General features: G+C 60.8%; 25 protein-coding genes and 1 pseudogene. 24 read left to right on the top strand and 2 right to left on the bottom strand.

From position 1 onward, the window contains the following. The first annotated feature begins 20 nt into the window (after positions 1–20). The 24 genes and pseudogenes from fabG (at position 21) to PMX60_RS06320 (ending at position 19,581) form a co-directional block, all read left to right on the top strand. On the top strand, positions 21–794 hold the full coding sequence (fabG, locus tag PMX60_RS06435; protein ID WP_271747288.1) for a 3-oxoacyl-[acyl-carrier-protein] reductase: 774 nt from the start codon (positions 21–23) through the stop codon (positions 792–794). A gap of 39 nt (positions 795–833) precedes the next feature. Continuing rightward, entirely contained in the window at positions 834–2,081 is a 1,248-nt protein-coding gene (fabF, locus tag PMX60_RS06430; protein WP_271747287.1) for a beta-ketoacyl-ACP synthase II, read from the top strand. A 3-nt stretch (positions 2,082–2,084) separates the two neighbouring features. Next, positions 2,085–2,561 (top strand): acetyl-CoA carboxylase biotin carboxyl carrier protein, encoded by a 477-nt coding sequence (gene accB / locus PMX60_RS06425; protein ID WP_117765060.1) that lies wholly within the window; start codon positions 2,085–2,087, stop codon positions 2,559–2,561. A 9-nt stretch (positions 2,562–2,570) separates the two neighbouring features. After that, a complete protein-coding gene (gene fabZ, locus PMX60_RS06420; protein ID WP_099432064.1) occupies positions 2,571–2,993 on the top strand; it encodes a 3-hydroxyacyl-ACP dehydratase FabZ in 423 nt (140 codons plus the stop codon). A gap of 10 nt (positions 2,994–3,003) precedes the next feature. Further along, positions 3,004–4,347, top strand: coding sequence for an acetyl-CoA carboxylase biotin carboxylase subunit (locus PMX60_RS06415; protein ID WP_250786757.1), 1,344 nt, complete (start codon positions 3,004–3,006; stop codon positions 4,345–4,347). Further along, positions 4,334–6,058 (top strand): acetyl-CoA carboxylase, carboxyltransferase subunit beta, encoded by a 1,725-nt coding sequence (gene accD / locus PMX60_RS06410; RefSeq protein ID WP_271747286.1) that lies wholly within the window; start codon positions 4,334–4,336, stop codon positions 6,056–6,058. The genes PMX60_RS06415 and accD overlap by 14 nt, the downstream gene beginning before the upstream one ends. A gap of 40 nt (positions 6,059–6,098) precedes the next feature. After that, entirely contained in the window at positions 6,099–7,313 is a 1,215-nt protein-coding gene (locus PMX60_RS06405) for a PTS sugar transporter subunit IIC (protein WP_271747285.1), read from the top strand. A 150-nt stretch (positions 7,314–7,463) separates the two neighbouring features. Next, positions 7,464–8,618, top strand: coding sequence for a cation diffusion facilitator family transporter (locus PMX60_RS06400; protein WP_271747284.1), 1,155 nt, complete (start codon positions 7,464–7,466; stop codon positions 8,616–8,618). Between the two features lie 39 nt (positions 8,619–8,657). Beyond that, positions 8,658–9,284: a histidine phosphatase family protein gene (locus PMX60_RS06395; RefSeq protein WP_271747283.1), complete on the top strand. Its 627-nt coding sequence runs from the start codon at positions 8,658–8,660 to the stop codon at positions 9,282–9,284. Between the two features lie 448 nt (positions 9,285–9,732). Then, the gene (rplC, locus tag PMX60_RS06390) at positions 9,733–10,353 is read left to right on the top strand and encodes a 50S ribosomal protein L3 (RefSeq protein ID WP_035137484.1); all 621 of its coding nucleotides are present in this window, start codon (positions 9,733–9,735) and stop codon (positions 10,351–10,353) included. Between the two features lie 46 nt (positions 10,354–10,399). Next, the gene (rplD, locus tag PMX60_RS06385) at positions 10,400–11,026 is read left to right on the top strand and encodes a 50S ribosomal protein L4 (RefSeq protein ID WP_006235032.1); all 627 of its coding nucleotides are present in this window, start codon (positions 10,400–10,402) and stop codon (positions 11,024–11,026) included. Beyond that, positions 11,027–11,314, top strand: a complete 288-nt coding sequence (gene rplW, locus PMX60_RS06380; protein ID WP_006235033.1) for a 50S ribosomal protein L23 — start codon at positions 11,027–11,029, stop codon at positions 11,312–11,314. It begins immediately after the preceding gene. A 179-nt stretch (positions 11,315–11,493) separates the two neighbouring features. After that, entirely contained in the window at positions 11,494–12,324 is an 831-nt protein-coding gene (rplB, locus tag PMX60_RS06375) for a 50S ribosomal protein L2 (protein ID WP_022094198.1), read from the top strand. Positions 12,325–12,356: 32 nt separating this feature from the next. Then, the gene (gene rpsS / locus PMX60_RS06370) at positions 12,357–12,617 is read left to right on the top strand and encodes a 30S ribosomal protein S19 (protein ID WP_006235035.1); all 261 of its coding nucleotides are present in this window, start codon (positions 12,357–12,359) and stop codon (positions 12,615–12,617) included. Positions 12,618–12,631: 14 nt separating this feature from the next. Beyond that, on the top strand, positions 12,632–13,003 hold the full coding sequence (gene rplV, locus PMX60_RS06365; protein ID WP_006235036.1) for a 50S ribosomal protein L22: 372 nt from the start codon (positions 12,632–12,634) through the stop codon (positions 13,001–13,003). Positions 13,004–13,009: 6 nt separating this feature from the next. Continuing rightward, positions 13,010–13,720, top strand: coding sequence for a 30S ribosomal protein S3 (gene rpsC, locus PMX60_RS06360; RefSeq protein ID WP_006235037.1), 711 nt, complete (start codon positions 13,010–13,012; stop codon positions 13,718–13,720). Continuing rightward, positions 13,720–14,136, top strand: a pseudogene (gene rplP / locus PMX60_RS06355) (50S ribosomal protein L16); the annotation flags it as partial. The gene rpsC and the pseudogene rplP, both read left to right, overlap by 1 nt. 86 nt (positions 14,137–14,222) lie before the next feature. Then, positions 14,223–14,438, top strand: coding sequence for a 50S ribosomal protein L29 (rpmC, locus tag PMX60_RS06350; protein ID WP_006235039.1), 216 nt, complete (start codon positions 14,223–14,225; stop codon positions 14,436–14,438). Positions 14,439–14,454: 16 nt separating this feature from the next. Continuing rightward, positions 14,455–14,715 (top strand): 30S ribosomal protein S17, encoded by a 261-nt coding sequence (gene rpsQ, locus PMX60_RS06345; protein WP_006235040.1) that lies wholly within the window; start codon positions 14,455–14,457, stop codon positions 14,713–14,715. Between the two features lie 118 nt (positions 14,716–14,833). Then, positions 14,834–15,202: a 50S ribosomal protein L14 gene (gene rplN / locus PMX60_RS06340; RefSeq protein WP_006235041.1), complete on the top strand. Its 369-nt coding sequence runs from the start codon at positions 14,834–14,836 to the stop codon at positions 15,200–15,202. Positions 15,203–15,215: 13 nt separating this feature from the next. Then, positions 15,216–15,521, top strand: coding sequence for a 50S ribosomal protein L24 (gene rplX / locus PMX60_RS06335; protein WP_006235043.1), 306 nt, complete (start codon positions 15,216–15,218; stop codon positions 15,519–15,521). A 484-nt stretch (positions 15,522–16,005) separates the two neighbouring features. Then, a complete protein-coding gene (locus PMX60_RS06330; RefSeq protein ID WP_271747282.1) occupies positions 16,006–17,085 on the top strand; it encodes a Gfo/Idh/MocA family protein in 1,080 nt (359 codons plus the stop codon). Between the two features lie 3 nt (positions 17,086–17,088). Beyond that, positions 17,089–17,835 carry a DeoR/GlpR family DNA-binding transcription regulator gene (locus PMX60_RS06325; protein WP_271747281.1) on the top strand — a complete coding sequence of 249 codons (747 nt, stop codon included), beginning with the start codon at positions 17,089–17,091 and terminating at the stop codon, positions 17,833–17,835. 255 nt (positions 17,836–18,090) lie between these two features. Continuing rightward, positions 18,091–19,581, top strand: coding sequence for a PTS fructose transporter subunit IIC (locus PMX60_RS06320; protein WP_271747280.1), 1,491 nt, complete (start codon positions 18,091–18,093; stop codon positions 19,579–19,581). A 444-nt stretch (positions 19,582–20,025) separates the two neighbouring features. Here the strand turns inward: PMX60_RS06320 and PMX60_RS06315 are convergent, their stop codons facing one another. Beyond that, positions 20,026–20,685 carry an RluA family pseudouridine synthase gene (locus tag PMX60_RS06315; protein WP_271747279.1) on the bottom strand — a complete coding sequence of 220 codons (660 nt, stop codon included), beginning with the start codon at positions 20,683–20,685 and terminating at the stop codon, positions 20,026–20,028. A gap of 15 nt (positions 20,686–20,700) precedes the next feature. Next, positions 20,701–23,196 carry a U32 family peptidase gene (locus tag PMX60_RS06310; RefSeq protein ID WP_271747278.1) on the bottom strand — a complete coding sequence of 832 codons (2,496 nt, stop codon included), beginning with the start codon at positions 23,194–23,196 and terminating at the stop codon, positions 20,701–20,703. Positions 23,197–23,403: the final 207 nt, after the last annotated feature.

Raw genomic sequence — 23,403 nt, 5'->3', positions numbered from 1 at the left:
TGTAACCCGAAAGGAATGACATGGGCAACTTGAATAACGGCACGCTCGAGCGCAACGACTCACGTCGCGTGGCGCTGGTCACGGGTGGCTCGCGGGGTATCGGCCGCGCCTGCGCTGTCGGTCTGGCGGAGGACGGCTTTGATATCGCCGTCGTCTATGCCGGTAGCGTCGATGCGGCGCGCGAGACGTGCGAAGCCTGCGAGGCGGCTGGCGCCACGGCACGCGCATATCAATGCGACGTGGCCGACCCCGCTGCCGTCAACGCGTGCGTGGAAGCGGTCCTGAGCGACTTTGGCTCCATTTGGGCGCTCGTCAACAACGCCGGCATCACCCGCGATGGCCTGCTCATGCGCATGGGCGATGACGCCTTCGATCGCGTGCTCGATGTCAATCTCAAGGGAACATTCAACATGACGCGCGCGCTCACCAAGACCTTTATGCGCCAGCGCGGCGGCTGCGTCGTCAACATGAGCTCGGTCGTGGGCCTGATGGGCAATGCCGGGCAGGCCAACTACGCTGCCTCCAAGGCGGGCGTGATAGGGCTTACCAAGGCGGTGGCGCGCGAGCTTGCGCCCCGCGGCGTACGAGTGAACGCGGTTGCCCCCGGGTTTGTCGAGACGGATATGACGGCAAAGCTCTCGGAGAAGGTTCGCGCGGCAACCGAGGAGCAGATTCCCCTAAAGCGCATGGCGCGCCCCGAGGAAGTGGCCGGCGTGGTGCGCTTTTTGGCGAGCGATGCGGCTGCCTACATTACGGGCGAGGTCGTACGCGTTGACGGCGGAATGGCGATGTAGAAATCAGGGCCGAAGAACGGCTTGGATGAGGAGACCATGATGGAACAGAGAGTTGCAATCACCGGCATCGGTGCCGTATCGCCGCTCGGCAACACCGCGCTTGCCACCTGGGCGGCCATGTGCGCCGGCACGTGCGGCATCGGCCCGATCACGCACTTCGATACCGATGCGTTTGCCGTTAAGGTGGCGGCCGAGGTCAAGGGCTTTGACGGCAACGAGTACTTTGGCAAGCGTGACGCCAAGCATCTCGACCCCTGCGTTCAGTTTGCGATGGCGGCTTCGGACGAAGCCATGCACGATGCGGGCTTTGATGTCGAAGGCGCCATCGATCGCGAGCGCCTGGGCGTCTACGTGGGCTCGGGCGTGGGCGGCATGACGACGCTCGTCGACAACGTCCATACGATTGCCGAACGTGGGCCCCGCCGCGCATCGCCCTATATGATCGCGATGATGATCCCCAACATGGCATCGGGCAATATCGCAATCCGCCACAAGGCAAAGGGCCCGACCCTGCCCGTGGTGACCGCGTGCGCAACCTCGGCCCATGCGGTGGGCGAGGCGTTCCGCGCCATCAAGCACGGCTATGCCGACGCGATCCTCGCGGGCGGCGCCGAGGCCGCAATTATCCCCGATGCCGTTGCGGGCTTTACGTCCTGCCGCGCATTGACCACCAACCCCGATCCCGCGACGGCCTGCCGTCCGTTCGATGCAGACCGCGACGGCTTTGTGATGGGCGAGGGCGCCTGCGTGCTCGTGCTCGAGAGCATGGAACATGCGCAGGCGCGCGGTGCGCACATTTATGCCGAGGTCGTGGGCTACGGCAACACCGATGATGCCTATCACATCACGAGCCCTGATCCCGAGGCTGCCGGCATTGCCCGCGCGATATCGCTGGCGGTGACCGAGGGCGACGTCAAGCCTTCCGAGGGTCTCTACATCAATGCCCACGGCACATCTACCAAGCTCAACGATTCGTCCGAGACGGCGGGCATTAAGCGTGCGCTCGGCGAGGACGCGGCGCGCGCCGCGCACGTCTCGTCGACTAAGTCGATGACCGGCCACATGATCGGTGCCACGGGCGCCATCGAGGTCATGGCCTGTGCCATGGCGCTCGAGCAGGGCGTGGTGCCGCCGACCATTAACTACCACACACCCGATCCCGCCTGCGATCTTGATTACACGCCCAATCGCGCGGTTCGCGCCGACCTTACCTGGGCGCTTTCGACCAACCTGGGCTTTGGCGGGCACAACGCCGCCATCGCACTGCGTAGATATACGAGGAGCTAGAGCATGGATTCCAAAAGACTTGCCGAGATAGCCGATGTTATGGAGGACCGCGGCCTCACGCGCGTGCGCGTTGAGGAGCCCGATGGCACCGCGGTCGAACTCGAGCGCGCGAGTGCGGCACAGCCGGTTGCCGTGCCCATGCCTATGCCGGGTGCCGTGACTGCTCCGGCGGTGGCTCCTGTCGCCATGCCTGCCGCCGCACCGGAGCCCGCCGCGCAGGCGCCTGCCGCCGCACCGGAGCCCAAGGGCACCGAGGTGACCGCTCCCATGGTCGGCGTTTTCTATGCTGCCCCGGCGCCGGGCGACGAGCCGTTTGTGCACGTGGGCTCCAAGGTCAAGGCCGGCGAGACGCTCTGCATCATCGAGGCCATGAAGGTTCTCAACGAGGTGACGGCAGAGGCGGATGGCGAGGTGCTCGAGATCTGCGTGGCCGACGGCGACCTCGTGGAGTTTGGCAGCTGCCTCATGAGGATCGGATAGGTGATATCCATGAACAAAGAAGAGCTCAAGAAGCTGTTACCGCATCGCGAGCCGATGCTTTTGCTCGACGAGGCCGAGCTGGTGGGCGACGAGGCCCACGGCAAGATCACGATCACGGGCGACGAGTACTTTTTGCAGGGGCATTTTCCGGGAAACCCGGTGGTCCCCGGCGTGATCCAATGCGAGATGCTCGCCCAGAACTGCTGCGTGCTGCTGATGGGCGATGAGGAGGCGCGCGGCGCGACGCCGTTCTACACGAGTCTGGACAAGGTGCGCTTTAAGCGTCCGGTGCGCCCGGGCGACACGGTGGACCTGGTGTGCTCCATCACGCGAGCGCGCGGGCCGTTCCGCTTTGCGACGGGTACTGCGAGCGTCAACGGTGAGGTTTGCTGCCGCGCCGATATGTCCTTTGCACTCATGCACGAAAGTTAAGGAAGTCTTCATGTTCGACAAAGTGCTCATCGCCAACCGCGGCGAAGTCGCGGTCCGTGTTATCCGCGCGTGCCGTGATATGGGCATCAAGACCGTCGCCGTCTACTCCACGGCCGATGCGGACGCGTTGCACGTGCAGCTTGCCGACGAGGCGTATTGCATCGGCGGCCCGCGTCTTGCCGAGAGCTACCTCAACGACGATGCCGTGCTCACCTGTGCCGTAAAGTCAGGAGCTAAGGCAATTCATCCCGGCTATGGCTTTTTCTCCGAGAAGGCGAGCTTCGTACGCGACTGCGACAAGTATGGCCTAGCGTTTGTCGGTCCTTCGGCCGAGGTAATCGACAGCATGGGCGACAAGGACGCCGCACGTCGAACGGCTGCCGCGGCGGGCGTGCCCATCGTTCCGGGCTGCGATTTGCTCAAAAGCCCCGAGGAGGCAACGGCCGAGGCCGAGCGCATTGGCTGCCCCGTGCTCATTAAGGCGCGTGCAGGTGGCGGCGGTCGCGGCATTCGCAAGGTCGAGCGCGTGGAAGATGCGGCAAAGGCGTTCATCGAGGCGCGTGCCGAGGGCGAGGCCGTTTTTGGCGACGGCGAGTGCTACATGGAGAAGTTCGTCGCGCCGGCGCACCACGTTGAGGTGCAGATTATGGCCGATAAGCAGGGCCATGTGTTTTCGCTCGGTGAGCGCGAGTGCTCGGTGCAGCGCCGCAACCAAAAACTGATCGAGGAGAGTCCCGCGCCGTGCCTCGACGGACACGACGACATTCGTGCTCGCATGCACAAGGCAGCACGTGACCTGGCTCGTGCCGTCGGCTACGAAGGAGCCGGAACCATCGAGTTCCTGTATTCGGACGACGGCAATTTCTACTTTATGGAAATGAACACGCGCTTGCAGGTGGAGCATCCGGTTACGGAGTTTGTGACCGATACCGACTTGGTCAAGTGGCAGCTGCGCGTGGCAGCCGGCCAGCCTCTGCCCTTTGAGCAGGAGGACATGCCGGTCCGCAACCACGCCATGGAGTGTCGCATCAATGCCGAAACGCCGGACTTTCTGCCGTCATGCGGAACGGTCACCGCGTTGCGTGTGCCGGGCGGTCCGCGCGTGCGCTGGGATTCCGCCATGTTTACCGGTGCGAACGTTCCGCCGTACTACGACTCCATGCTCGGCAAGCTCATCGTGTGTGCGCCCACGCGTGACGGCGCCATTCGCAAGATGCGCTCGGCCCTGGGCGAGCTCGTGATTGAGGGCGTGAGCGAAAACAGCGAGCTTCAGCTCGACGTGCTGGCAAACGACGAGTTCTTGTCGGGCATGTATCACACCGATCTGATGGGGCATCTCTATGCTGATGAATAGAAAAGCGAAGACGGTTAACGTCCTCGAGGGGCCGATAACCGAGTCGTGCGCCGAGTTTCCCGCGCGCCACGTGTTTATCAAGTGCCCGGAGTGCCGTCGCGTGATCGATGAGGCGCGCCTGCACGACAACCTCGAGGTCTGCCCTCGTTGCGGCAAACACTTTCGCGTGAGCGGTCGCGCGCGCATGCGCATGACGGTTGACGAGGGCACGTTTGAGGAATGGGATGCCAATCTGGCGTCGGAGGACTTTCTCTCGTTTCCCGGCTATGCCGACAAGCTCAAGAGCGTAAGCGAGCGTTCGGGCGAGCGCGATGCCGTTGTGTGCGGCAGGGGCAAAATCTGCGGTTGCGATACGGCGCTCTTCTTTATGGACGCCAACTTTATGATGGGCTCGATGGGTTCCGTAGTGGGCGAGAAGATCTGTCGCGCATTTGAGCGTGCGACCGAGTTTGGATTGCCGGTTGTCGGTTTTACCGTTTCGGGCGGTGCGCGCATGCAAGAGGGCGTGACATCGCTTATGCAGATGGCCAAGATCTCTGCGGCGGTTCGGCACCACAGCGAGGCGGGCGGCCTGTATATCACGGTGCTCACCGACCCCACGACCGGAGGCGTAACCGCGAGCTTTGCCATGGAGGGCGACATTATCCTGGCCGAGCCCGATGCCCTGACGGCATTTGCCGGCCCGCGCGTGATCGAGCAAAACATGCACAAGCGCCTGCCCAAGGGATTCCAGCGCTCCGAGTTTTTGCTGGAGCACGGCTTTTGCGATGCCGTTGTTCCGCGTGGCGAGATTGCGCTCACGGTAGGCGAGCTGCTGGCGCTGCACGAAGGGCACGCGCCCGGCCTGGGGGCACCGCATGAGATCGTGCATACGGGTCGCCGTGGCAAAAAGCTGGGACACTTGTTCAAGCGCTCGGCCGCACCAAAAACCGCGCTCGAGATTGTCAAGCAGACCCGCTCGGCAGATCGCGCCACGGCAGGCGAGATGATCTCGCTGGGCCTGGATGGATTTGTGGAGCTGCACGGCGACCGCTACTTTGGCGACGACGCTGCTGTGGTGGCTGGCATTGGCTGGAAAGACGGACGCCCCGTAACGGTCATCGCCATCGAGCGCGGCACCACGACCAAAGAGCGCATGCGTCGCAACTTTGGTATGGCACATCCCGAGGGCTACCGCAAAGCGCGTCGCCTGATGCGCCAGGCCGAAAAGTTTGGTCGACCGGTTCTGTGCCTGGTCGATACTTCGGGCGCGTTTTGCGGCATCGGTGCCGAGGAACGCGGCCAGGGTGAGGCGATTGCCCAGAACCTCATGGAGATGAGCGGCCTTAAGACGCCGATTGTCTCGGTGGTGACAGGCGAGGGCGGCTCTGGTGGCGCGCTGGCGCTGTCCGTGGCCGACCGCATCCTGATGCTCTCGAGCTCGGCCTATTCGGTCGTGAGCCCCGAGGCCTGTGCGTCGATCCTGTGGAAGGATACCGAGCGCGCGAATGAGGCCGCCGAGGCGCTTAAGCTCACGGCCCCCGATCTGCTGGCGCTCGGCATCATTGACGGCATTGTTGACGATAAGGGCCTGTCGCATGAGGAGATCGCCGGTGCCGTCATGTCCTCGGCACTTGATGCCTTCGATGCGCTTGGGCAGCTCGACGACGCGACCCTCACAAACCTCCGCTACGAAAAGTACCGCGCAATCGGTCAGTACCGCACGATGTGACAAAGGGACAGCCCGCATGTCATATTGGGAAAGGCGTTCCATGCTACAAGTTTCTAACACCTCGTTTACAACGTCGGTTTCATCAAACGCCATGGCCGTGGTCGATTATCTGTCCAAAAGCATGATGTCGGCGCTGCCGTTTATTGTCTGCGCGGCGTTGTTCCGCACCGTCGCCGTCATTATGGGCGAAGGCATGCTGGGCCTGTGGTCTGCCGATTCCGAAATCTATCGCCTGTTCTACAGTTGGCTCTATAACGCCGGCTACTACTTTTTGCCCATCTATCTTGGTTGGGCGGCCGCCCGCCAGCTCGGTTGCTCGGAGCAGCTGGGTATGATGCTGGGCGGCGTATTGATTGCGCCCGATCTGCTCAAGCTCGTCGATGCCGCATCGACGACGGGGGCATCGATGACTTCCGTGTATGGTCTGCTTCCCGCGCCGGTCAACGATTACACGACGACTGTTATTCCAGTTCTCCTTTCGGTGCCTGTGCTATGGCGAGTGGAGTGTTTCTTTCAGCGCGTTATCCCTAGGGCCGTGGCGTTTTCGTTTGTTCCGTTTGCGACCATGCTTGTCATGGTTCCGGTTTCGCTGTGTATTACGGCACCGGCGGGCAGCTATCTGGGCATGCTGTTGGGCCAGCTTATGTTTATGCTTGGCAATTCCGGTGGCATCGTGTCGCTGCTCACGCTCATGGGGCTTGCTGCGGGCTGGGAGTTCCTAAAGATCGCCGGCGTCAGCAACGTTGTCCTATCGCTCGCCTATGCGCAGTTTATGAGTGTGGGAACGGATTCGTGCATCCTGATCGCCGCGACGATGGCAACGTTCGCCGTTTGGGGCATGCCCTTTGGCGCGTCGCTTCGCGTTGCGGATAAGGACGAGAAGGCGCTCATGCTGGGCTATTCAATCTCGGGTGTTCTTGGCGGCGTAAGCGAGCCGGCGCTGTACGGTTGCGGCTTTAAATATGGCAGGTGCCTGACGTGCATGGCCATTGGCGGCGCCGTCGGAGGCCTTGTTGCGGCCGTGGGCCACGTTACGGCCTATACCATCGGCATGACGAATGTCCTTATGGTCATTGGCTTTGCCACGGGCGGCATCTCGAACCTGCTGTGGTGCTGCGCTGCCGGCGGTGTGGCATTTGCGGTGTCTGCGGCGCTGAGCTACTGCTTTGGCGTGGTGCCGGCGAAGGGACAGACGACGGGGGACGGAGCCGATTCACCCGAAACCTCGAAGAGCGTGGCCGAAGTAAGCGCGTAAACCTGTGCGACACAAGGACGATTCCTTTGCCATATTCCAAGGCCGTGGCCCGTGTGGGTTGCGGCCTTTTTGTATCTGGGGGACAAAGTGGCTACACTACAATCCGTTTGAGCAATAGATATATAGGTAGTACCGTGGGGGCGGATGTAGATGGTCGAGTGGATTGTTAAGCGTGCGCAGGGCGACCGTGCGCGCGTGGGCACGTTGACGGGCGTGGTGTGTATTCTCGCCAATGTGGCACTATGCGCTGCGAAGGGCGTAATTGGCGTGCTGTCGGGATCGGTTTCGATTGTGGCGGATGCCATGAACAACCTGTCCGATGCAAGCTCGAATATCGTGAGCGTGCTGGGCTTTAAGCTGGCGAGCAAGCCGGCCGACCCCGAGCATCCTTACGGACATGGCCGCTACGAGTATCTCTCGGGTCTGGTCGTGGCGGCGCTCGTGCTGCTGATCGGCCTTGAGCTTATCAAGGCCTCGTTTGAGCGCATCATCCACCCCGAACCTGTCGAGTTCTCGCTTGCCCTGGTGGCAGTTCTAGTGCTTTCGATGGTCGTAAAGCTCTGGATGGCGGCCCTCAACCAAAAGCTCGGCGATCGCATTGAGTCCGAGACGCTGCATGCGACCGCGCAGGATTCCAAGAACGATGTCCTTGCCACAGGCGCCGTGCTGGCATGTGCGATTGTTTCGCAGGTGACGCACATCAATCTTGACGCATGGGTTGGCCTTGCCGTTGGCGCCTATATTGGCTGGAGCGGCCTTGAACTTATTCAAGATACGGTGAGCCCGCTTTTGGGCCAGTCACCCGATCCTAAGCTGGTCAAGCACATTCGAGACAAGATCATGAGCTATCCCGGCGTTTTGGGCGTTCACGATTTGATGGTTCACGACTACGGCCCGGGCAGGAAGTTTGCAAGTGCGCACGCCGAGATGGCGGCCGAGGCCAGCCCGCTGGAAAGCCACGACACGCTCGATAACATCGAGCAGTCGTTTAGGGACGAAGACGGCATGATCGTCACGCTTCACTACGATCCCATCGTGACCGATGACCCCAAGGTGGCGAGCATGCGCTTGCGCATTCACGCCATGGCTCAGGAGATCGATAACCGCCTCTCGATTCATGACCTACGCTGTGTGCCGGGTCCTACGCACACCAACGTGATCTTTGACTGCGTGCGTCCCTCGGATCTGCAGATGAGTGCCGAAGACTTAAAGCACGCGCTGGCACAACGGGTCGAATCGGAATTTCCCAAGTCGATTGCCAAGATTACGATCGACGAAGACTACGTAGGGCATACCCACGAGTAAAGCTGTGCCGGCAAAGCAGGTTATGCAGAAGGGGAGAGCATGAAGAAGCTGTATCTACTCCGCCACGGTCAGACGGAGTTCAACGTCAAAAAGCTGGTCCAGGGCCGCTGCGATTCGCCGCTGACCGATCTGGGCCGTCAGCAAGCCGGGATGGCAGCCGCATGGCTTAAGGGCCACGGCGTCGTCCCCGACAAAGTGGTCTCTTCGCCCTTAGGCCGAGCCATGGACACAGCTCAGCTCGTCGCATGCGAGCTCCTCGGCCCGGACGCAGCAGCCGAGCCCTGCGAAGGCATTATCGAGCGCTGCTACGGCTCCTTCGAAGAAGGCCCGCACGGCGCGCTGCCCACCGACGTCTGGGATCCGGGCGAGGACCTGGTCCCCTTCGGAGGAGAAGGAAGCCAGGCGCTGCAAGAACGTATGGTGGATGCGCTTACCAATATCATGGGCTCCGAGGGCATCGAAACCCTTCTAGCAGTAAGCCACGGCAGCGCCAGCCGCCAATTTATCAAGGCCGCAGCCCCAGAGGGCTTCGAGCTCCCAACAAAACTCCCCAACTGCGCCATCATGATCTTCGATTTCGATGAGCAAAAGCCACAAGCAGAAGGCGAACCAATGCAGTGTAAGTTCACCCTTCAGCAAATAGTGGACCCCCAACAAAGTAATTAGCTGAGCGAGCAGAGTTAAACAGACATCAACGTGTCGTCTCCCGAGCTTGGCAGAGGGGCGGCGAAATATATTAAGTTTGTCGCGAGTTCCGCACGCAAAGGAAAGCACTTAATGTGCTTTCCGTCTTGCGCAGGACTGTAGAGCAGCAAACTTAATATATTTCGCCGCCCCTCTGCCAAGCCCAGGCGACTCCACGCACTTTACCTGCGTAAACAATGTGAGTGAAATATGAATCTCGATGGATACGCCCGCAGCCGTGTATACTAAACAGCTGTGTGTAACCAGGGGAGTATTCTGGCTGGACAAAATGCCTGCTTAATAGGGTTGTCAGGTAGTCCGGGCGAAATACAAGGCTGGGGAGCACGTCGTGTAAGTAGTGGTCCTCTAGGGGCGTACGCTCGGTGGTGTACGCATTGTCCCAAGACCACGCGAGAGTTGGGATCATATCTTGATCAGCATGATTCTCGGCCGCAAGATTGGCATGACCCAGGTTTGGGACGAGGACGACAACGTCGTTCCCGTCACGGTCATCCAGGCTGGCCCCTGCGCTGTCTCGCAGGTTAAAACTCAGGCAACCGACGGCTATGACGCCGTCCAGATCGGTTTCGGCGACATCAAGGCCAAGAACGTGAACAAGCCCATGGCTGGTCACTTCGCCAAGGCTGGCGTCGAGCCTGTTCGCTTCCTTCGTGAGGTTCGCGTCGAGAACGGCGAGGAGCACAAGGTCGGCGAGGTCGTCACCGTCGCTGATTTCGCTGATGTCGAGAAGGTCGACGTCATCGGTACCTCCAAGGGTAAGGGCTTCCAGGGTCGCATCAAGCGCTGGGGTCAGCGCCGCGGTCCTATGACGCATGGTTCTCACTTCCAGCGTCACCCCGGTTCTATCGGTCAGTGCGCCTATCCTGCGCGCGTCCTCAAGGGCGTCAAGATGGCCGGTCACATGGGTAACGAGCGCGTTACCGTCAAGAACCTTTCCGTTGTCCGCATCGATGCCGAGCAGAACCTCATCTTGGTCAAGGGCGCTGTCCCGGGTGCCAAGAATGGTCTCGTCGCCATCCGTATGGCCTAAGGGCCCAGCCCATTTAGCCCAGCGTCATACCAAGGAGAACACTTAAATGGCAAAGTTTGAAGTAAAGAACAGCGAGGGCAAGAAGGTCGCCGAGGCCGAGCTCGCCGCTGAGGTGTACGGCATCGAGCCGAACATCCACGTTATGCACCACATCGTCAAGTGCCAGATGGCCTCTTGGCGTCAGGGCACCCAGTCCGCTAAGGGCCGCTCTGAGGTTTCCGGTGGCGGCAAGAAGCCTTGGCGTCAGAAGGGCACCGGCCGTGCCCGCCAGGGTTCCATCCGTGCTGCCCAGTGGCGTCACGGTGGCGTTGTCTTCGCCCCCAAGCCCCGTTCCTACGCTAAGCGTATGAACAACAAGGAGGTCAAGCTGGCTATGCGCTCCGCGCTGTCCGCCAAGCTGGCCGATGGCGAGCTCGTGCTCGTCGACGACTACGGCTTCGAGAAGCCTTCCACCAAGGCTGCCGTTGCCATGCTTAAGGCTCTCGGCCTTGAGGGCAAGCGTCTGACCATCATCGTTCGCGATGAGGACGTCAACGCCTACCTGTCGTTCCGCAACATTCCCAAGACGTTCATCATCACCGCCGACGAGGCCAACACCTATGATCTCGTCAACAACAACGCCGTGCTGATGCCCGCCGACATCGCCGCTCACTTCGGGGAGGTGCTTGCATAAATGACCGCCCACGAGATCATCATCCGTCCGATCGTGTCCGAGCGTTCCTTCTCCGGCATGGAGCAGAACAAGTACACGTTCGAGGTCGCCAAGGATGCTAACAAGTATCAGATCAAGGACGCTGTCGAGGAGATCTTCGGCGTCAAGGTCGTTCGCGTGAACACCCTGACGGTCAAGCCCAAGACCAAGCGCGTGCGCTATGTCGCCGGCAAGACCCGTTCTTGGAAGAAGGCCATCGTCACGCTGGCCGAGGGCGACACCATCGAGGTCTTTGGCAACCAGGCCTAAGACTCGCTGCTGTTGAGTGAGCTCATGCCTCCCAAATAGGGGAGGCGGGAGCTCAAGGTTTTGGGCGTATTAAATGGACACGCCCGGAACCGTGTATACGTCCGGTGTCATCGCACCCGAGGCAGAACCTCGAATCCCTGTCTGCGATGGCTAACGGATTCCTATTGAAAGGGATTGTAATGGCTGTAAAACACCTTAAGCCGACCTCCGCTGGTAGGCGTTGGCAGACGATCTCCGACTTCTCCGAGATCACCTGCACCAAGCCCGAGAAGTCTCTTCTCGAGCCCCTGCCCAAGAAGGCCGGTCGTAACAACAACGGCCGCATCACCACCCGCCACCAGGGCGGCGGCGTGAAGCGTCGTTACCGCGTGATCGACTTCAAGCGCAACAAGGACGGCGTGCCCGCCAAGGTTGCCACGATCGAGTACGATCCGAACCGTTCCGCTCGCATCGCTCTGCTGCACTACGCTGACGGTGAGAAGCGCTACATCCTGGCCCCCAAGGGCCTCGAGGTCGGTCAGACCATCATGTCCGGTTCTGACGCCGACATCAAGCCGGGCAACGCTCTGCCTCTCGCCGACATCCCCGTCGGTACGCTCATCCACGCCGTCGAGTTCCAGCCGGGCAAGGGCGCCGCTATCGCCCGTTCCGCCGGTAACTCCTGCCAGCTGATGGGTAAGGAGGGCAAGTACGCTATCGTCCGTATGCCTTCCTCCGAGATGCGCCGCATCCTCGTTACCTGCCGCGCCACCGTCGGTGAGGTCGGCAACGCCGATCACTCCAACATCGTCATCGGCAAGGCCGGCCGTAAGCGTCACATGAACGTGCGCCCGACCGTCCGCGGTACCGTCATGAACCCTGTCGACCACCCGCACGGCGGTGGCGAGGGCAAGAACCACACCTCTGGTCGGCCCTCCGTTACCCCCTGGGGTAAGCCGACGAAGGGCCTTCGTACGCGCAAGAAGAAGAAGGTCTCGAACCAGCACATCATTCGTCGCCGTAAGAAGTAATTTCGGATACCGAGTTTTAGGAGAAAGCACTTATGAGCAGAAGTCTCAAAAAGGGCCCGTTCGTGGAGACTCGCCTTCTCTCGCGTATCACCGCGATGAACGAGGCTGGCAAGAAGGACGTCGTGAAGACCTGGTCCCGCGCGTCCACCATCTTCCCCGAGATGGTTGGTCACACCATCGCCGTCCACGACGGCCGCAAGCATGTACCCGTGTATGTTACCGAGTCCATGGTTGGTCACAAGCTCGGCGAGTTCGCGCCGACTCGTACGTTCCGTGGCCACAAGGCCAAATAGGGGGTTAACCGTAAATGGCAACTAAGTCTATTGAAACTGAGGCCACCGAGGTTCGCGCCGTCGCTAAGTACGTGCGTGTTTCCCCCAGCAAGGCCCGCCTGGTGGTCGATCTGATCCGCCGCAAGCCTGTCGCTCAGGCCTTCGACATCCTCCACTTCTGCGACCGCGCCGTCGCCGTGGATGTCGAGAAGGTTCTCCGTTCCGCCGTTGCGAACGCCGAGAACAACAACGGTCTGCGTGCCGACAACCTGGTTGTCGCCGCTGCCTATGTTGACGAGGGTCCGACGCTTAAGCGCATCCGTCCCCGCGCCAAGGGTTCCGCTTCTCGCATTCTGAAGCGTACTTCCCACATCACCGTCGTCGTTGCTCCTCGAAAGGAGGCGTAAAGCTGTATGGGTCAGAAAGTCTACCCCACCGGCTTCCGTCTTGGCATCACCGAGAACTGGCGCTCCCGCTGGTTCGCAGAGAAGGATTACGCTAAGACCCTCGGTAACGATCTCGAGATCCGCAAGTACCTCGAGAAGCGTCTTTCCCGCGCAGCTGTCTCCCGCGTCGAGATCGAGCGCGCTGGCGACAAGGTGAAGGTCATTATCCTCACCGCTCGCCCCGGCGTTGTCATCGGTAAGAAGGGTGCCGAGATCGATACCCTCCGCACCGAGCTCGAGAAGGTCGCTGGCGTCTCCAAGGGCCAGCTCTCCGTCGACGTTGTCGAGATCAAGCGCCCCGAGCTCGACGCCAACCTCGTTGCTCAGTCTATCGCCGAGCAGCTCGAGGGCCGCGTTGCCTTCCGTCGCGCTATGCGCAAGGCTGTCCAGTCCGCCCGCAAGGCCGGCGCTAAGGGCATCCGTATCCAGTGCTCCGGTCGTCTCGGCGGTGCCGAGATGGGCCGTCGTGAGTGGTACCGCGAGGGTCGCGTGCCTCTGCACACCCTCCGTGCCAAGATCGACTACGGCACGGCTGTCGCCAGCACCACCATGGGCGCTTGCGGCGTGAAGGTCTGGATTTACCTGGGCGAGAAGCTCCCGGGCCAGCCTGTTCCCAACCCTGCACTCGAGGGCTCTTCCCGTCCTCGTCGTCGTAACTCCGAGAGGAGGGGTCAGTAGTGCTTGCCCCTAAGCGTATTCTTCACCGCAAGGTGCAGCGTGGCTCCATGAAGGGCCAGGCCAAGGGTAATACCGAGCTGCATTTCGGCGAGTTTGGTATCCAAGCTCTCGAGGCCCATTGGATCACCAACCGTCAGATCGAGGCCGCTCGTATTGCCATGACCCGCTACATGAAGCGTGGCGGTCGTGTCTACATCACGATCTTCCCCGATAAGCCCATCACCAAGAAGCCTGCCGAGACTCGCATGGGTTCTGGTAAGGGTAACCCCGAGGAGTGGGTGGCCGTCGTCAAGCCCGGCCGCATCATGTTCGAGGTCAAGGGTGTTCCCGAGGAGGTCGCTCGCGAGGCTCTGCGTCTTGCGCAGCACAAGCTCCCCATCAAGACCAAGATTGTTGCTGCCAAGAACGCTGAGCAGCGCATCGAGAAGGAGATGGCTGAGGAGGCCGCTCTCGAGGCCAAGTGGGCTGCTGAGGACGCCGCCGCCGCCAAGGAGGAGAACTAATGAAGCCCGCAGAGATTCGTGAGCTCTCGGACGCTCAGCTCGTTGAGAAGCTGAAGGAAATGCGCGCCGAGCTCTTTAACCTTCGTTTCCAGATGGCTACCAGCCAGCTGGACAACACCGCTCGCGTCAACACCGTGAAGAAGGACATCGCTCGCGTCCTCACGGAGCAGCGCGCCCGCGAGATCGCAGCGGAGAAGTCCGCTGTCGCCGAGTAGGACCTAAGGAGAGAACATGACTGATTCGCGTAACTCGCGTAAGGTCCGTACGGGTGTCGTTACCTCCGTCTCCGGTGCCAAGACCATTGTTGTCACCATCACCGAGCGCAAGCGTCACCCCAAGTACGGCAAGATGATGACCAGCTCCAAGAAGCTGCACGCTCACGACGAGGAGTGCACGGCTGGCGTGGGCGACACCGTCCGCGTTATGGAGACCCGTCCTATGTCCAAGATGAAGCGTTGGCGCCTCATCGAGGTCGTCGAGCGCGCTAAATAAGCAGTCGCTCTTACGACTTGTACGTTTCCGAAGATGTGCGTATGCCTGGCTTGCATACCACAGGCCGTATAAAGGCAGCGCACCTCTCTTCGGTTCTTAGTTCGGAGGAACATCTACCATGATTCAGATGCAAACCATGCTGAACGTCGCCGACAACTCCGGCGCTCGCAAGATTCGCTGCATCAAGGTGCTTGGCGGTTCCAAGCGTCGTTATGCAGGCATCGGCGATGTGTTCATCGGTGCTGTCCAGGAGGCTACCCCTGGCGCCAACGTCAAGAAGAAGGACGTTGTCCGTTGCGTCGTCGTTCGCACCGTTAAGGAGATCCGCCGCAAGGATGGCTCCTACATTCGCTTTGATGAGAACGCCTGCGTTGTCATCAACAACGATGGTTCGCCCGTCGGCACCCGTATCTTCGGGCCCGTCGCTCGCGAGCTTCGTGACAAGAAGTACATGAAGATCGTCTCGCTCGCTCCCGAGACCCTGTAGTTAGGGGAGATATATGTATATCAAGAAGGGCGATAAGGTCCAGGTTCTCTCTGGTAAGGATCGCGGCAAGCAGGGCGTTGTCCTGCGTGCTCTCCCCGCCGAGAACAAGGTCGTTGTCGAGGGCGTTTCGGTCGTCAAGAAGGCCGTCAAGCCCAACGCTGCCAACCAGCAGGGCGGCATCGTTTCGCAGGAGGCTCCTATCGACGCCTCCAACGTCAATCTCGTTTGCCCCGAGTGCGGTAAGGTTACCCGCGTCGGTCACGAGAAGGACGGCAAGAACAAGCTGCGCGTCTGCAAGAAGTGCGGCCACAAGTTCTAAGCTGCCCGCAACATCAAGTTGCTAGCAAAGGCCCGGATGCCACGGCACCCGGGCCTTTTTTCTATCCCTACTCATTGGGTACTCATTGGGGACAGCCTTAAATGAGTGGTTGCGCGCGCGAAAGGCTGGCGTGACAGTCGGTCAGCTCGTGCGTTGTTGCGAACTCGGTGAGGCAACGGTTAAAAGGGCAACTGCTGGCTGGCGCGACGCCTCAAATGATCCGTTTTCCTCCGTCCCCAACGGATCATCACAGCTTTCCGCGTAAAAGATGATCCGTTTTCCTCCGTCCCCAGGGGATCAGGTGATGCGCATCTGTGCGTAGCTGCGTGCGTATGATTGCGTGAGTATACGTGTATATGCGCCGTTAACTCCTGAATTTTGACCATTTAGCGGTAATACACGCAGAAGCACGCACATACACGCGCATTTGTGCGAATATAGAGCTGTCAGAAATGAAAGACTTTTCACGATGTAGGAGGCACATATGGCAGATTCCAAGCAGGCTCCACTCGACTCCGCGGCAGCCGCAAAGGCAGCGTTCGCTTCGGTCCAGGGCAAGCCGTTCCCCGATGATATCTTTACGGCTCCCGAGCTTCGTTGGGCTGTGATTGGGTGCGGCGTTATCGCCAACCAGATGGCCCAGTCTCTCGCTCTTGCCGGTCGCAAGCTTGCGGGCGTCGCTAATCGTACGCTGTCAAAGGCTCAAGCTTTTGCCGAGCAGTATGGCATCGAGAAGGTCTATGAAACGGCCGAGGACCTCTATGCCGACCCTAACATCGACGCGATCTATATCACCACTCCGCATAACACGCATATCACCTACCTGCGCGCCGCCCTGTCAGCTGGCAAGCACGTGCTCTGCGAAAAGGCCATTACCCTCAACTCCGCCGAGCTCGACGAGGCACGTGCCATTGCCGACGAGCATAACGTGGTCCTTATGGACGCTACAACGGTGCTCCACATGCCCTTATATCAAGAGCTGCGCCGCCGCATGGATGCCGCTGAGTTTGGCCGCATGAACCTCGCTCAGCTCAACTTTGGCAGCTACAAGGAGTACGGCGATCTGACCAACCGTTTCTACAATCGCAACCTTGCTGGCGGTGCCATGCTCGACATTGGCGTCTATGCTCTGTCCGTTATGCGCCTCTTTATGGCAAGCCAGCCCGCTGAGGTTGTCTCGCTGGGCAACACCTGTGAGACCGGCGTTGACGTTGCGGGCGGCATCGTCTGCCGTAATGCCGAGCAGCAGCTGGGTGTTGTGAGTCTTACGCTTCACTCCAAGCAGCCCAAGCGCTCGGTCATCAGCTTTGACAAGTGCTATATCGAGGTCAACGAGTATCCGCGTGCCGATCACGCGACCATTGTGTGGACTGCGGACGGCCACCGCGAGGAGGTCCACGCCGGCACCGAGGCTTATGCCCTGTGCTACGAGATGGCCGACCTCGAGAAGGCGGTTGCCGGCGACGACTCCAAGCGCGAGCTGCTGGATTATGCTTATGATGTTATGGAGCTTATGACCAAGCTCCGCGCCGACTGGGGAGTCGTGTACCCCGAGGAGGAGTAAGCGATGCTTGCGGAAGATAGGCTCAACGCGATTGTGTCGATGGTGCAGCAGGCTGGCTCGGTTACTGTGCCAGAGCTTGCCGATACCCTGGGCGTGACGGCGTCTACCATTCGGCGCGACCTGCAGACGCTCGATCGAGCGCACCGCATCGCCAAGGTCCACGGCGGAGCGACGAGTCTTGAACGCGCGCACGTGACGCGCGACCTAACGCTCAATGAGCGCAGCGACCTCCATAACGACGACAAGGAGCGTATCTGCGCCCGTGCGGCGGCGCTTGTGGAGCCCGAGAGCTTTGTATACATCGACTCGGGTTCGACAACGCTCAGACTCATCGAGCATCTTCCGCATCTCGAATCGGTCACCTATGTGACTGATTCCGTGCTCCATGCTCAGCATCTCGCTGTGCGCGGCATGCGCACCGTGGTGCTGGGCGGCGAGCTTAAACCCGAGACCGAGGCGCTCGTTGGCCCCGATGCTCTGGCAACCCTAGACCGCTACAACTTTAACTGCGGCTTTTGGGGTTCTAACGGCATTGCCGCCGAGCAGGGCTTTACGACGCCCGATATCGAGGAAGCGCAGGTCAAGCGTATCTCGATGCGCCATACAGCCAAACGCTTCGTAATCTCGGACGCCAGTAAGTTTGGCATGGTGGCTCCCGTAAAATTCGCGGACTTCCGTGACGCAACGGTTATCACCGCGGGCGAGGTGCCCGCCAAGTACCAGACGATGGAAAACGTCATCACGGTTTAGCAACGGGGCGAAGTAAGGCCAAAACCACCACAAAGGTGCCTGTCCCCATTGTGGTGGTTCCGATGGCCCCGTCGGGCATGATTTCCCAGTACCCCTGTTTCCATACGACGTGATCATGCCCGCCGGGGCCATCGTATAGATATCGCTTAAAAGCGCCGTCACTTCGGCGCTATCAATCACTCAAACACAAGGTAATACGCAGGTTGTGACCCTCAGAAGGGGAGGGCTGGGCCTGCTTGTGCAAAAGGAGGAAACATGTCAGCTGCAAACGAGAAGGTTGGGGGCGGCACTTACGATGTCGTTGCCATCACGGCATGTCCAACGGGCATTGCTCACACATTTATGGCGGCCAAAGGGTTGGAAGACCAGGCAGCCAAGATGGGCGTGAGCATTAAGGTCGAGACTCAGGGTTCGGGCGGCGCTAAAAATGTACTGACCGCGGCAGACATCGCTGGTGCCAAGGGTGTCATCATTGCGGCGGATAAAAATGTCGAGCTCGATCGCTTCGATGGCAAGTCGGTTTACTCCTGTGCGGTGACGCGTGGCATTAATGACGCCGAGGAACTTATCAATATTGCGCTTGCGGGCAATGCGCCTATTCATCATGTGTCCGGCGGCGCCGCGGTACAGGCGGCTGCCGAGGGCGAATCCGAGGGTTTGGGCCGCAGGGTCTATAAGGACCTGATGAACGGCGTTTCGCACATGCTCCCCTTTGTTGTTGGCGGCGGCATCCTCATGGCGCTTTCGTTCTTGCTGGACCAGGCGGGACTGGGCACGAGCGCATACGGCCACAGCACTCCGGTCGCGGCCTTCTTTAACCTTGCGGGCAACCAGGCGTTCAACTTTATGCTCCCCATCCTTGCGGGCTATATTGCCATGTCCATTGCTGACCGTCCGGGCTTGGCCGCGGGCTTTGTGGGTGGCTGGATTGCAAAGCAGGGCTTTACGTTGGGCTATCTCACCACGGCAATGGATGCCGATGCCCAGGCTCAGCTTGTCTCTGCTGGCTTTTTGGGCGCGCTGCTGGTCGGTTTTGCCGCCGGCATTATCGTCAATGCGCTCAAGAAGGCTGCAAGCGTGCTACCCGAGTCGCTCGACGGTATCAAGCCCATGCTCATCTACCCCGTGCTGGGCATTCTCTTTACGAGTCTCTTTATGATGGCCGTTAACCCGATTATGGGCGTTATCAACACCGCCATTAGCGGCGCGCTCAACGGTCTTTCGGGCACGAGTATCGTTCTTTTGGGCATTATCTGCGCCGGCATGCAGGCGACCGACATGGGTGGTCCCATCAACAAGGCCGCATATGTCTTTGGCACCGCGACCCTTGCCGAGCAAACGCTGCAGGGCAATATGATTATGGCTGCCGTCATGGCGGGCGGTATGGTACCGCCGCTGGTCATCGCGCTCTCCACGACGTTCTTTAAGAACCGCTGGACCGAGGCCGATCGCAAGGCAGGCCTGGTGAACTACATCATGGGTCTGTCGTTTATCACCGAGGGTGCCATTCCCTTTGCCGCGGCCGATCCGCTTCGCGTGTTGCCCGCCTGCATCCTGGGATCTGCGACCGCCGGCGGTCTGTCGATGCTCTTTGGTTGCGCGAGCCCCGCTCCGCACGGTGGCGCCTGGGTTATCGCGGTCATCACGAACCCGGCGCAGTACCTGTTGGCCCTTGCTATCGGCGCTGTGGTCGGCTGCTTGGTTCTGAGCTTCCTTAAGAAGCCTCTCGACAAGGCTACCGAGTAGCGGGAGCGGAAGGGTCTTGCCAATGGAAAGGCGGCAACGTCCACCAGGGACGTTGCCGCCTTTTGCTGTTTGGGGATTTGTCTCGATCTGTAACAGGAAGAGAGGGATATGGGTTCCAGATGTTACAAGCTGAGATATTTTTCCCGGTGGTCCCATAACGTCTCAATCTGTAACAGGAAGGTCAAAATGCGGGCTCCAGATGTTACAGATCGAGATGATTTCTCCGGTGGGATCCGAATATCTCAATCTGTAACATCTGGGACCGATTTTGCCGAGTTATTGTTATAGATTGAGATTTTCCCTTAAGGGGGATTTGAATGTCTCGATCTGTAACAGATAGACCGGAAAATGGGTTCTAACTGTTACAGATCGAGACATTTTGGGACCGCGGTTGAACCATTGCGGCAAAACCACCACAAAGGTGCCTGTCCCCATTGTGGTGGTTTAGGGCTCCCAGGGGCAGGGGGCTTCGATGTGGATGTGCTCGCCGGTTACGGGATGCGTGAAGGACACGCTGTGGGCGTGGAGCATCAGGCCGCAGGGGCGCGGCGTTCCGTACAGGTCGTCGCCAACCAGGGGATGATGCTCGCTTGCCAGGTGAACACGGATTTGGTGCTTGCGGCCGGTGAGCAACTCGACATCGATATACGAGCGCGCGGGCAGGCCACGACGGCTCTTAAGACGTTTGAGCACCTTCACGCGAGTTTGAGACGGCTTGCCGCTGGCGCCGACGCGCATCTTTCGGCTGTCGTGACGGTCGCGGGCGATGGGCTTGTCGATGAGCTTCTCGTTCCAGTCGATCTTGCCCTCGGCCAGCGCCAGATAGTGCTTTTCGAAGGCGTGGTCGTTCACCATCTGGTCAAAGGCGGGCTGCGTCTGCTTGTCGAGCGAGAACAGCACCACGCCGGTGGTGTTGCGGTCCAGGCGGTTGAGCGGCTGCATGTCGGTCGCGGCAAAGCCGTCGCCCATCGCCAGCAAAAGGTCGCTGGCGTAGTCGGTAAGTGTGCGCTCAGCGGTGCCGTCGCCGTGGACGATCATGCCGGCGGGCTTATCGATGGCCATGAGCCAGGCGTCGCAGTAGAGGACTTGAGGTTCTTCGTTCACGTGTAAGCCTTTCGGTTAGCTAATTCCCACAAACATGCAGCCCGAGGTGGCGCCGCGCAGGCGGGCAGCGGGCTTGCGACCTGCCTGAGCTGCCTCAATGGCGCGGCGGACACGAGCAACGGCACGGCCAATCTCATCGGCTTCGAGCAGGGTTCCGTCAACCATAAGACGGCGCACGCCGGCATCGAGCAGCTGCGGAACCTGCGGCGTGAGGTCGATAGGGTAGGCATCGTACAGGCGTGAGCGGCCGTGGATGTCGGTACGCACGGGCATGACCTTGCCGTCGATATTCTTGAGCGACAGCTTGCGGACGCGCAGGCGGCAGCTGGCACAATCGTGGATACAACCGTTGGCCACCTGCAGGATGCAGTGCTCGCTCGTCATAACGCGCGGGCGGCCGAACACGGTGATGCCCAGGGCTGCGGGCGCGGAGGTGCCAAGCGAGATAATCTCGTCGAGCGTGATCTCGGGCGAAAGCCAAAACGCGCCGGCTCCGCGCTCGGCAAGTGCCTCCATGCAAGGCGTGTTGTGCACGGGCAGGCAGGATCGGATCTCGGCCGTGGCGCCGGTCTGCGCGGCAGTAGCAAGCTCGGAGATATTGCCGACGGCGACAGTCGCTCCAGCCTGTATCCACGGGTCAACGCGGACGTGGTCAACGGCGCGGCAGACCTCGTCGAGCACGGGCACGATGCCCTGCTCAAGCGTATCGGCGGGGGAGAGCTCGGCCGCATCGAGCGCGTCGGTGGTCATGTAGATGCGCGTTGCACCCTCCGCGCGCGCTGCCTCGGCGGCCTCGAGCGAGGTGACGGTGGCGCAGATCTGCGGCTCATCGCGGTAGTGCTCAGGCGCGGGGCGGGAATCACTGGTTACAATCGCCGGCAGCTCGAGCGTGCGGACACGCTCCTCATACGGCGCCAGAATGGCCTCCTCCAGAGCCTTGCAGGCGGCGGTGCGCACCTTGTGCACAGCGGAGAAGCCCATGCCACAGCCCTCATCGAGTGCCACATCAAAGCTCGCGGCCTCAAAGGGCGAGGACCCCATGCGGCCCACATGCTCTACCAGATCGGAAGCCTCGACCGCGCGGGTCTTGGCGGCCTCGACGGTAAAGCCCGTGGCAGTGGCGGTGAGCGCGGGGTCGTCGCGGCAGCTGAGCGTAACGGTAAACGGCTCGCCCAGACGCGCCACAACGGACACGTCTACGGCGCGGCGGCGCAGCACGTCGCGCTTGAGCGCAGCCCCGGCGGCGTCGATAGCGCGCTGGCTTCGAATCACGCGCACACGGCAGCCCTCGGGCATGCTGCGAGGCACGCGGCAGTCGATGATGTCGCCCGCGGCGGCATCCTCGGCGGCGATGGTGGTCAGGAACTGGTCGAACTCATCGTCATGACGAAGCTCCAGCAGGTCGCCCTTGCCTACGGGTTCAAACAGCTCAATGCGGGCGATGGCGGCGCGGCGACGGCGGTCGTCGGGCTTGAGGCCGCGCACATCGCGGTTGGCCGGGCGGCTGCCCAGCACCGTGCCCACGATCTGGCCGCGGTTGTTGGAGCGCTCGTAGCTCATCATCTCGTCACCCGAGGTACCGTCTTGGTAGGCGTGCGTGAAGTCGCGGTTAAAGCAGCGCTTGAGCTGGCGCTGGCGGGCGGCCTCTTCATCCTTAGAGGTCGAAACATCGGCCAGCATGTCATTAATCTGATGGCGATACACGTCGACGATGGAGTACACATAATCGGGGGCTTTCATGCGGCCCTCGAGCTTGAGCGATGCGGCGCCGGCGTCATACAGACGGCGAACAAGCTGCGACGTGTTGGTGTCACGTGGGCACAGCGCGCGCTCGCGACCGGCAGGGGAGAGCGAACGGCCGTTCTCGTCGATCAGCTCGTAAGGCAGGCGACAGGGCTGAGCGCACATGCCGCGGTTGGCCGAGCGTCCCGCCATGGCAAAGCTCGACAGCAGGCACAGGCCCGAGTAGCAAAAGCAGATGGCACCGTGGCTAAAGACCTCCAGGTCAACGTCAGGCGCGGCGTCGTGGATGGCGGCGATCTCGTCGATGGAGAGCTCGCGCGACAAGGTCACGCGGTCGGCGCCCTGCTCACGGCACCAGATAGTCCCGCGGTCATCGTGGATGTTCGCCTGGGTCGAGATATGCGTCTCGATGCCGGGCATGGTGCGCTTGACCTCAAAGAACAGGCCCCAGTCCTGGATAATGAAGGCGTCGGCGCCCAGCGTGGAGCAGCGATGGATGAGTTGCAGCGCATCGCCCATCTCGGACTGCTTGATGACGATGTTGACCGTGACGTAGACGCGCGAGCCGGCCAGGTGCGCGGCGCGGCAGGCCTGCTCAAAGGCCTCGTCGGTAAAGTTCGTTGCCTTGCGGCGGGCGTTGAAGCTGCCCATGCCGCAGTAGATGGCATCGGCGCCGGCAGCGAGTGCGGCGGCAAAGGGCTCGGGGCCTCCGGCGGGGGCCAAGAGCTCGGGTCTGCGGTTGGTGGTTCGACTGGCGGTTGCGGTCATATCCTGCCTTTCAAAAATGCTCAGATACTCAAAAGTATAGTGGCGCCGTCGCGATGGGCGATGCCCGCAGCCTAAGCAGGACAAAGTCTTCAGCAGCCTCTCGGGCAAAAATGATCCCTTTTCCTCCGTCCCCAAGGAATTAGGTGCTCCGAAGGGGACGGAAGAAAAGGGGTTAGTTTTTAGGCAGGTTGCCAGTCACGCCGTTCG

Origin of the sequence: Collinsella aerofaciens (genome assembly GCF_028206995.1) — a bacterium.
Taxonomy (GTDB): Bacteria; Actinomycetota; Coriobacteriia; order Coriobacteriales; family Coriobacteriaceae; genus Collinsella; species Collinsella aerofaciens_AQ.
Note: the sequence above shows the minus strand (reverse complement) of the source record. Positions and strands in the feature narration are given on the sequence as shown.

Bases quoted from the DNA above. Each gene is read 5' to 3' on its own strand.
- rpsS (WP_006235035.1), top strand. From the start codon at position 12,357: ATGAGCAGAAGTCTCAAAAAGGGCCCGTTCGTGGAGACTCGCCTTCTC.
- rplX (WP_006235043.1), top strand. From the start codon at position 15,216: ATGTATATCAAGAAGGGCGATAAGGTCCAGGTTCTCTCTGGTAAGGAT.
- fabZ (WP_099432064.1), top strand. From the start codon at position 2,571: ATGAACAAAGAAGAGCTCAAGAAGCTGTTACCGCATCGCGAGCCGATG.
- PMX60_RS06325 (WP_271747281.1), top strand. From the start codon at position 17,089: ATGCTTGCGGAAGATAGGCTCAACGCGATTGTGTCGATGGTGCAGCAG.
- PMX60_RS06310 (WP_271747278.1), bottom strand. From the start codon at position 23,196: ATGACCGCAACCGCCAGTCGAACCACCAACCGCAGACCCGAGCTCTTG.
- rplV (WP_006235036.1), top strand. From the start codon at position 12,632: ATGGCAACTAAGTCTATTGAAACTGAGGCCACCGAGGTTCGCGCCGTC.
- rpsQ (WP_006235040.1), top strand. From the start codon at position 14,455: ATGACTGATTCGCGTAACTCGCGTAAGGTCCGTACGGGTGTCGTTACC.
- accB (WP_117765060.1), top strand. From the start codon at position 2,085: ATGGATTCCAAAAGACTTGCCGAGATAGCCGATGTTATGGAGGACCGC.
- fabG (WP_271747288.1), top strand. From the start codon at position 21: ATGGGCAACTTGAATAACGGCACGCTCGAGCGCAACGACTCACGTCGC.
- PMX60_RS06330 (WP_271747282.1), top strand. From the start codon at position 16,006: ATGGCAGATTCCAAGCAGGCTCCACTCGACTCCGCGGCAGCCGCAAAG.
- rpmC (WP_006235039.1), top strand. From the start codon at position 14,223: ATGAAGCCCGCAGAGATTCGTGAGCTCTCGGACGCTCAGCTCGTTGAG.
- fabF (WP_271747287.1), top strand. From the start codon at position 834: ATGGAACAGAGAGTTGCAATCACCGGCATCGGTGCCGTATCGCCGCTC.
- rpsC (WP_006235037.1), top strand. From the start codon at position 13,010: ATGGGTCAGAAAGTCTACCCCACCGGCTTCCGTCTTGGCATCACCGAG.
- rplN (WP_006235041.1), top strand. From the start codon at position 14,834: ATGATTCAGATGCAAACCATGCTGAACGTCGCCGACAACTCCGGCGCT.
- PMX60_RS06320 (WP_271747280.1), top strand. From the start codon at position 18,091: ATGTCAGCTGCAAACGAGAAGGTTGGGGGCGGCACTTACGATGTCGTT.
- PMX60_RS06415 (WP_250786757.1), top strand. From the start codon at position 3,004: ATGTTCGACAAAGTGCTCATCGCCAACCGCGGCGAAGTCGCGGTCCGT.
- rplD (WP_006235032.1), top strand. From the start codon at position 10,400: ATGGCAAAGTTTGAAGTAAAGAACAGCGAGGGCAAGAAGGTCGCCGAG.
- rplW (WP_006235033.1), top strand. From the start codon at position 11,027: ATGACCGCCCACGAGATCATCATCCGTCCGATCGTGTCCGAGCGTTCC.
- PMX60_RS06405 (WP_271747285.1), top strand. From the start codon at position 6,099: ATGCTACAAGTTTCTAACACCTCGTTTACAACGTCGGTTTCATCAAAC.
- accD (WP_271747286.1), top strand. From the start codon at position 4,334: ATGCTGATGAATAGAAAAGCGAAGACGGTTAACGTCCTCGAGGGGCCG.
- PMX60_RS06395 (WP_271747283.1), top strand. From the start codon at position 8,658: ATGAAGAAGCTGTATCTACTCCGCCACGGTCAGACGGAGTTCAACGTC.
- PMX60_RS06400 (WP_271747284.1), top strand. From the start codon at position 7,464: ATGGTCGAGTGGATTGTTAAGCGTGCGCAGGGCGACCGTGCGCGCGTG.
- rplB (WP_022094198.1), top strand. From the start codon at position 11,494: ATGGCTGTAAAACACCTTAAGCCGACCTCCGCTGGTAGGCGTTGGCAG.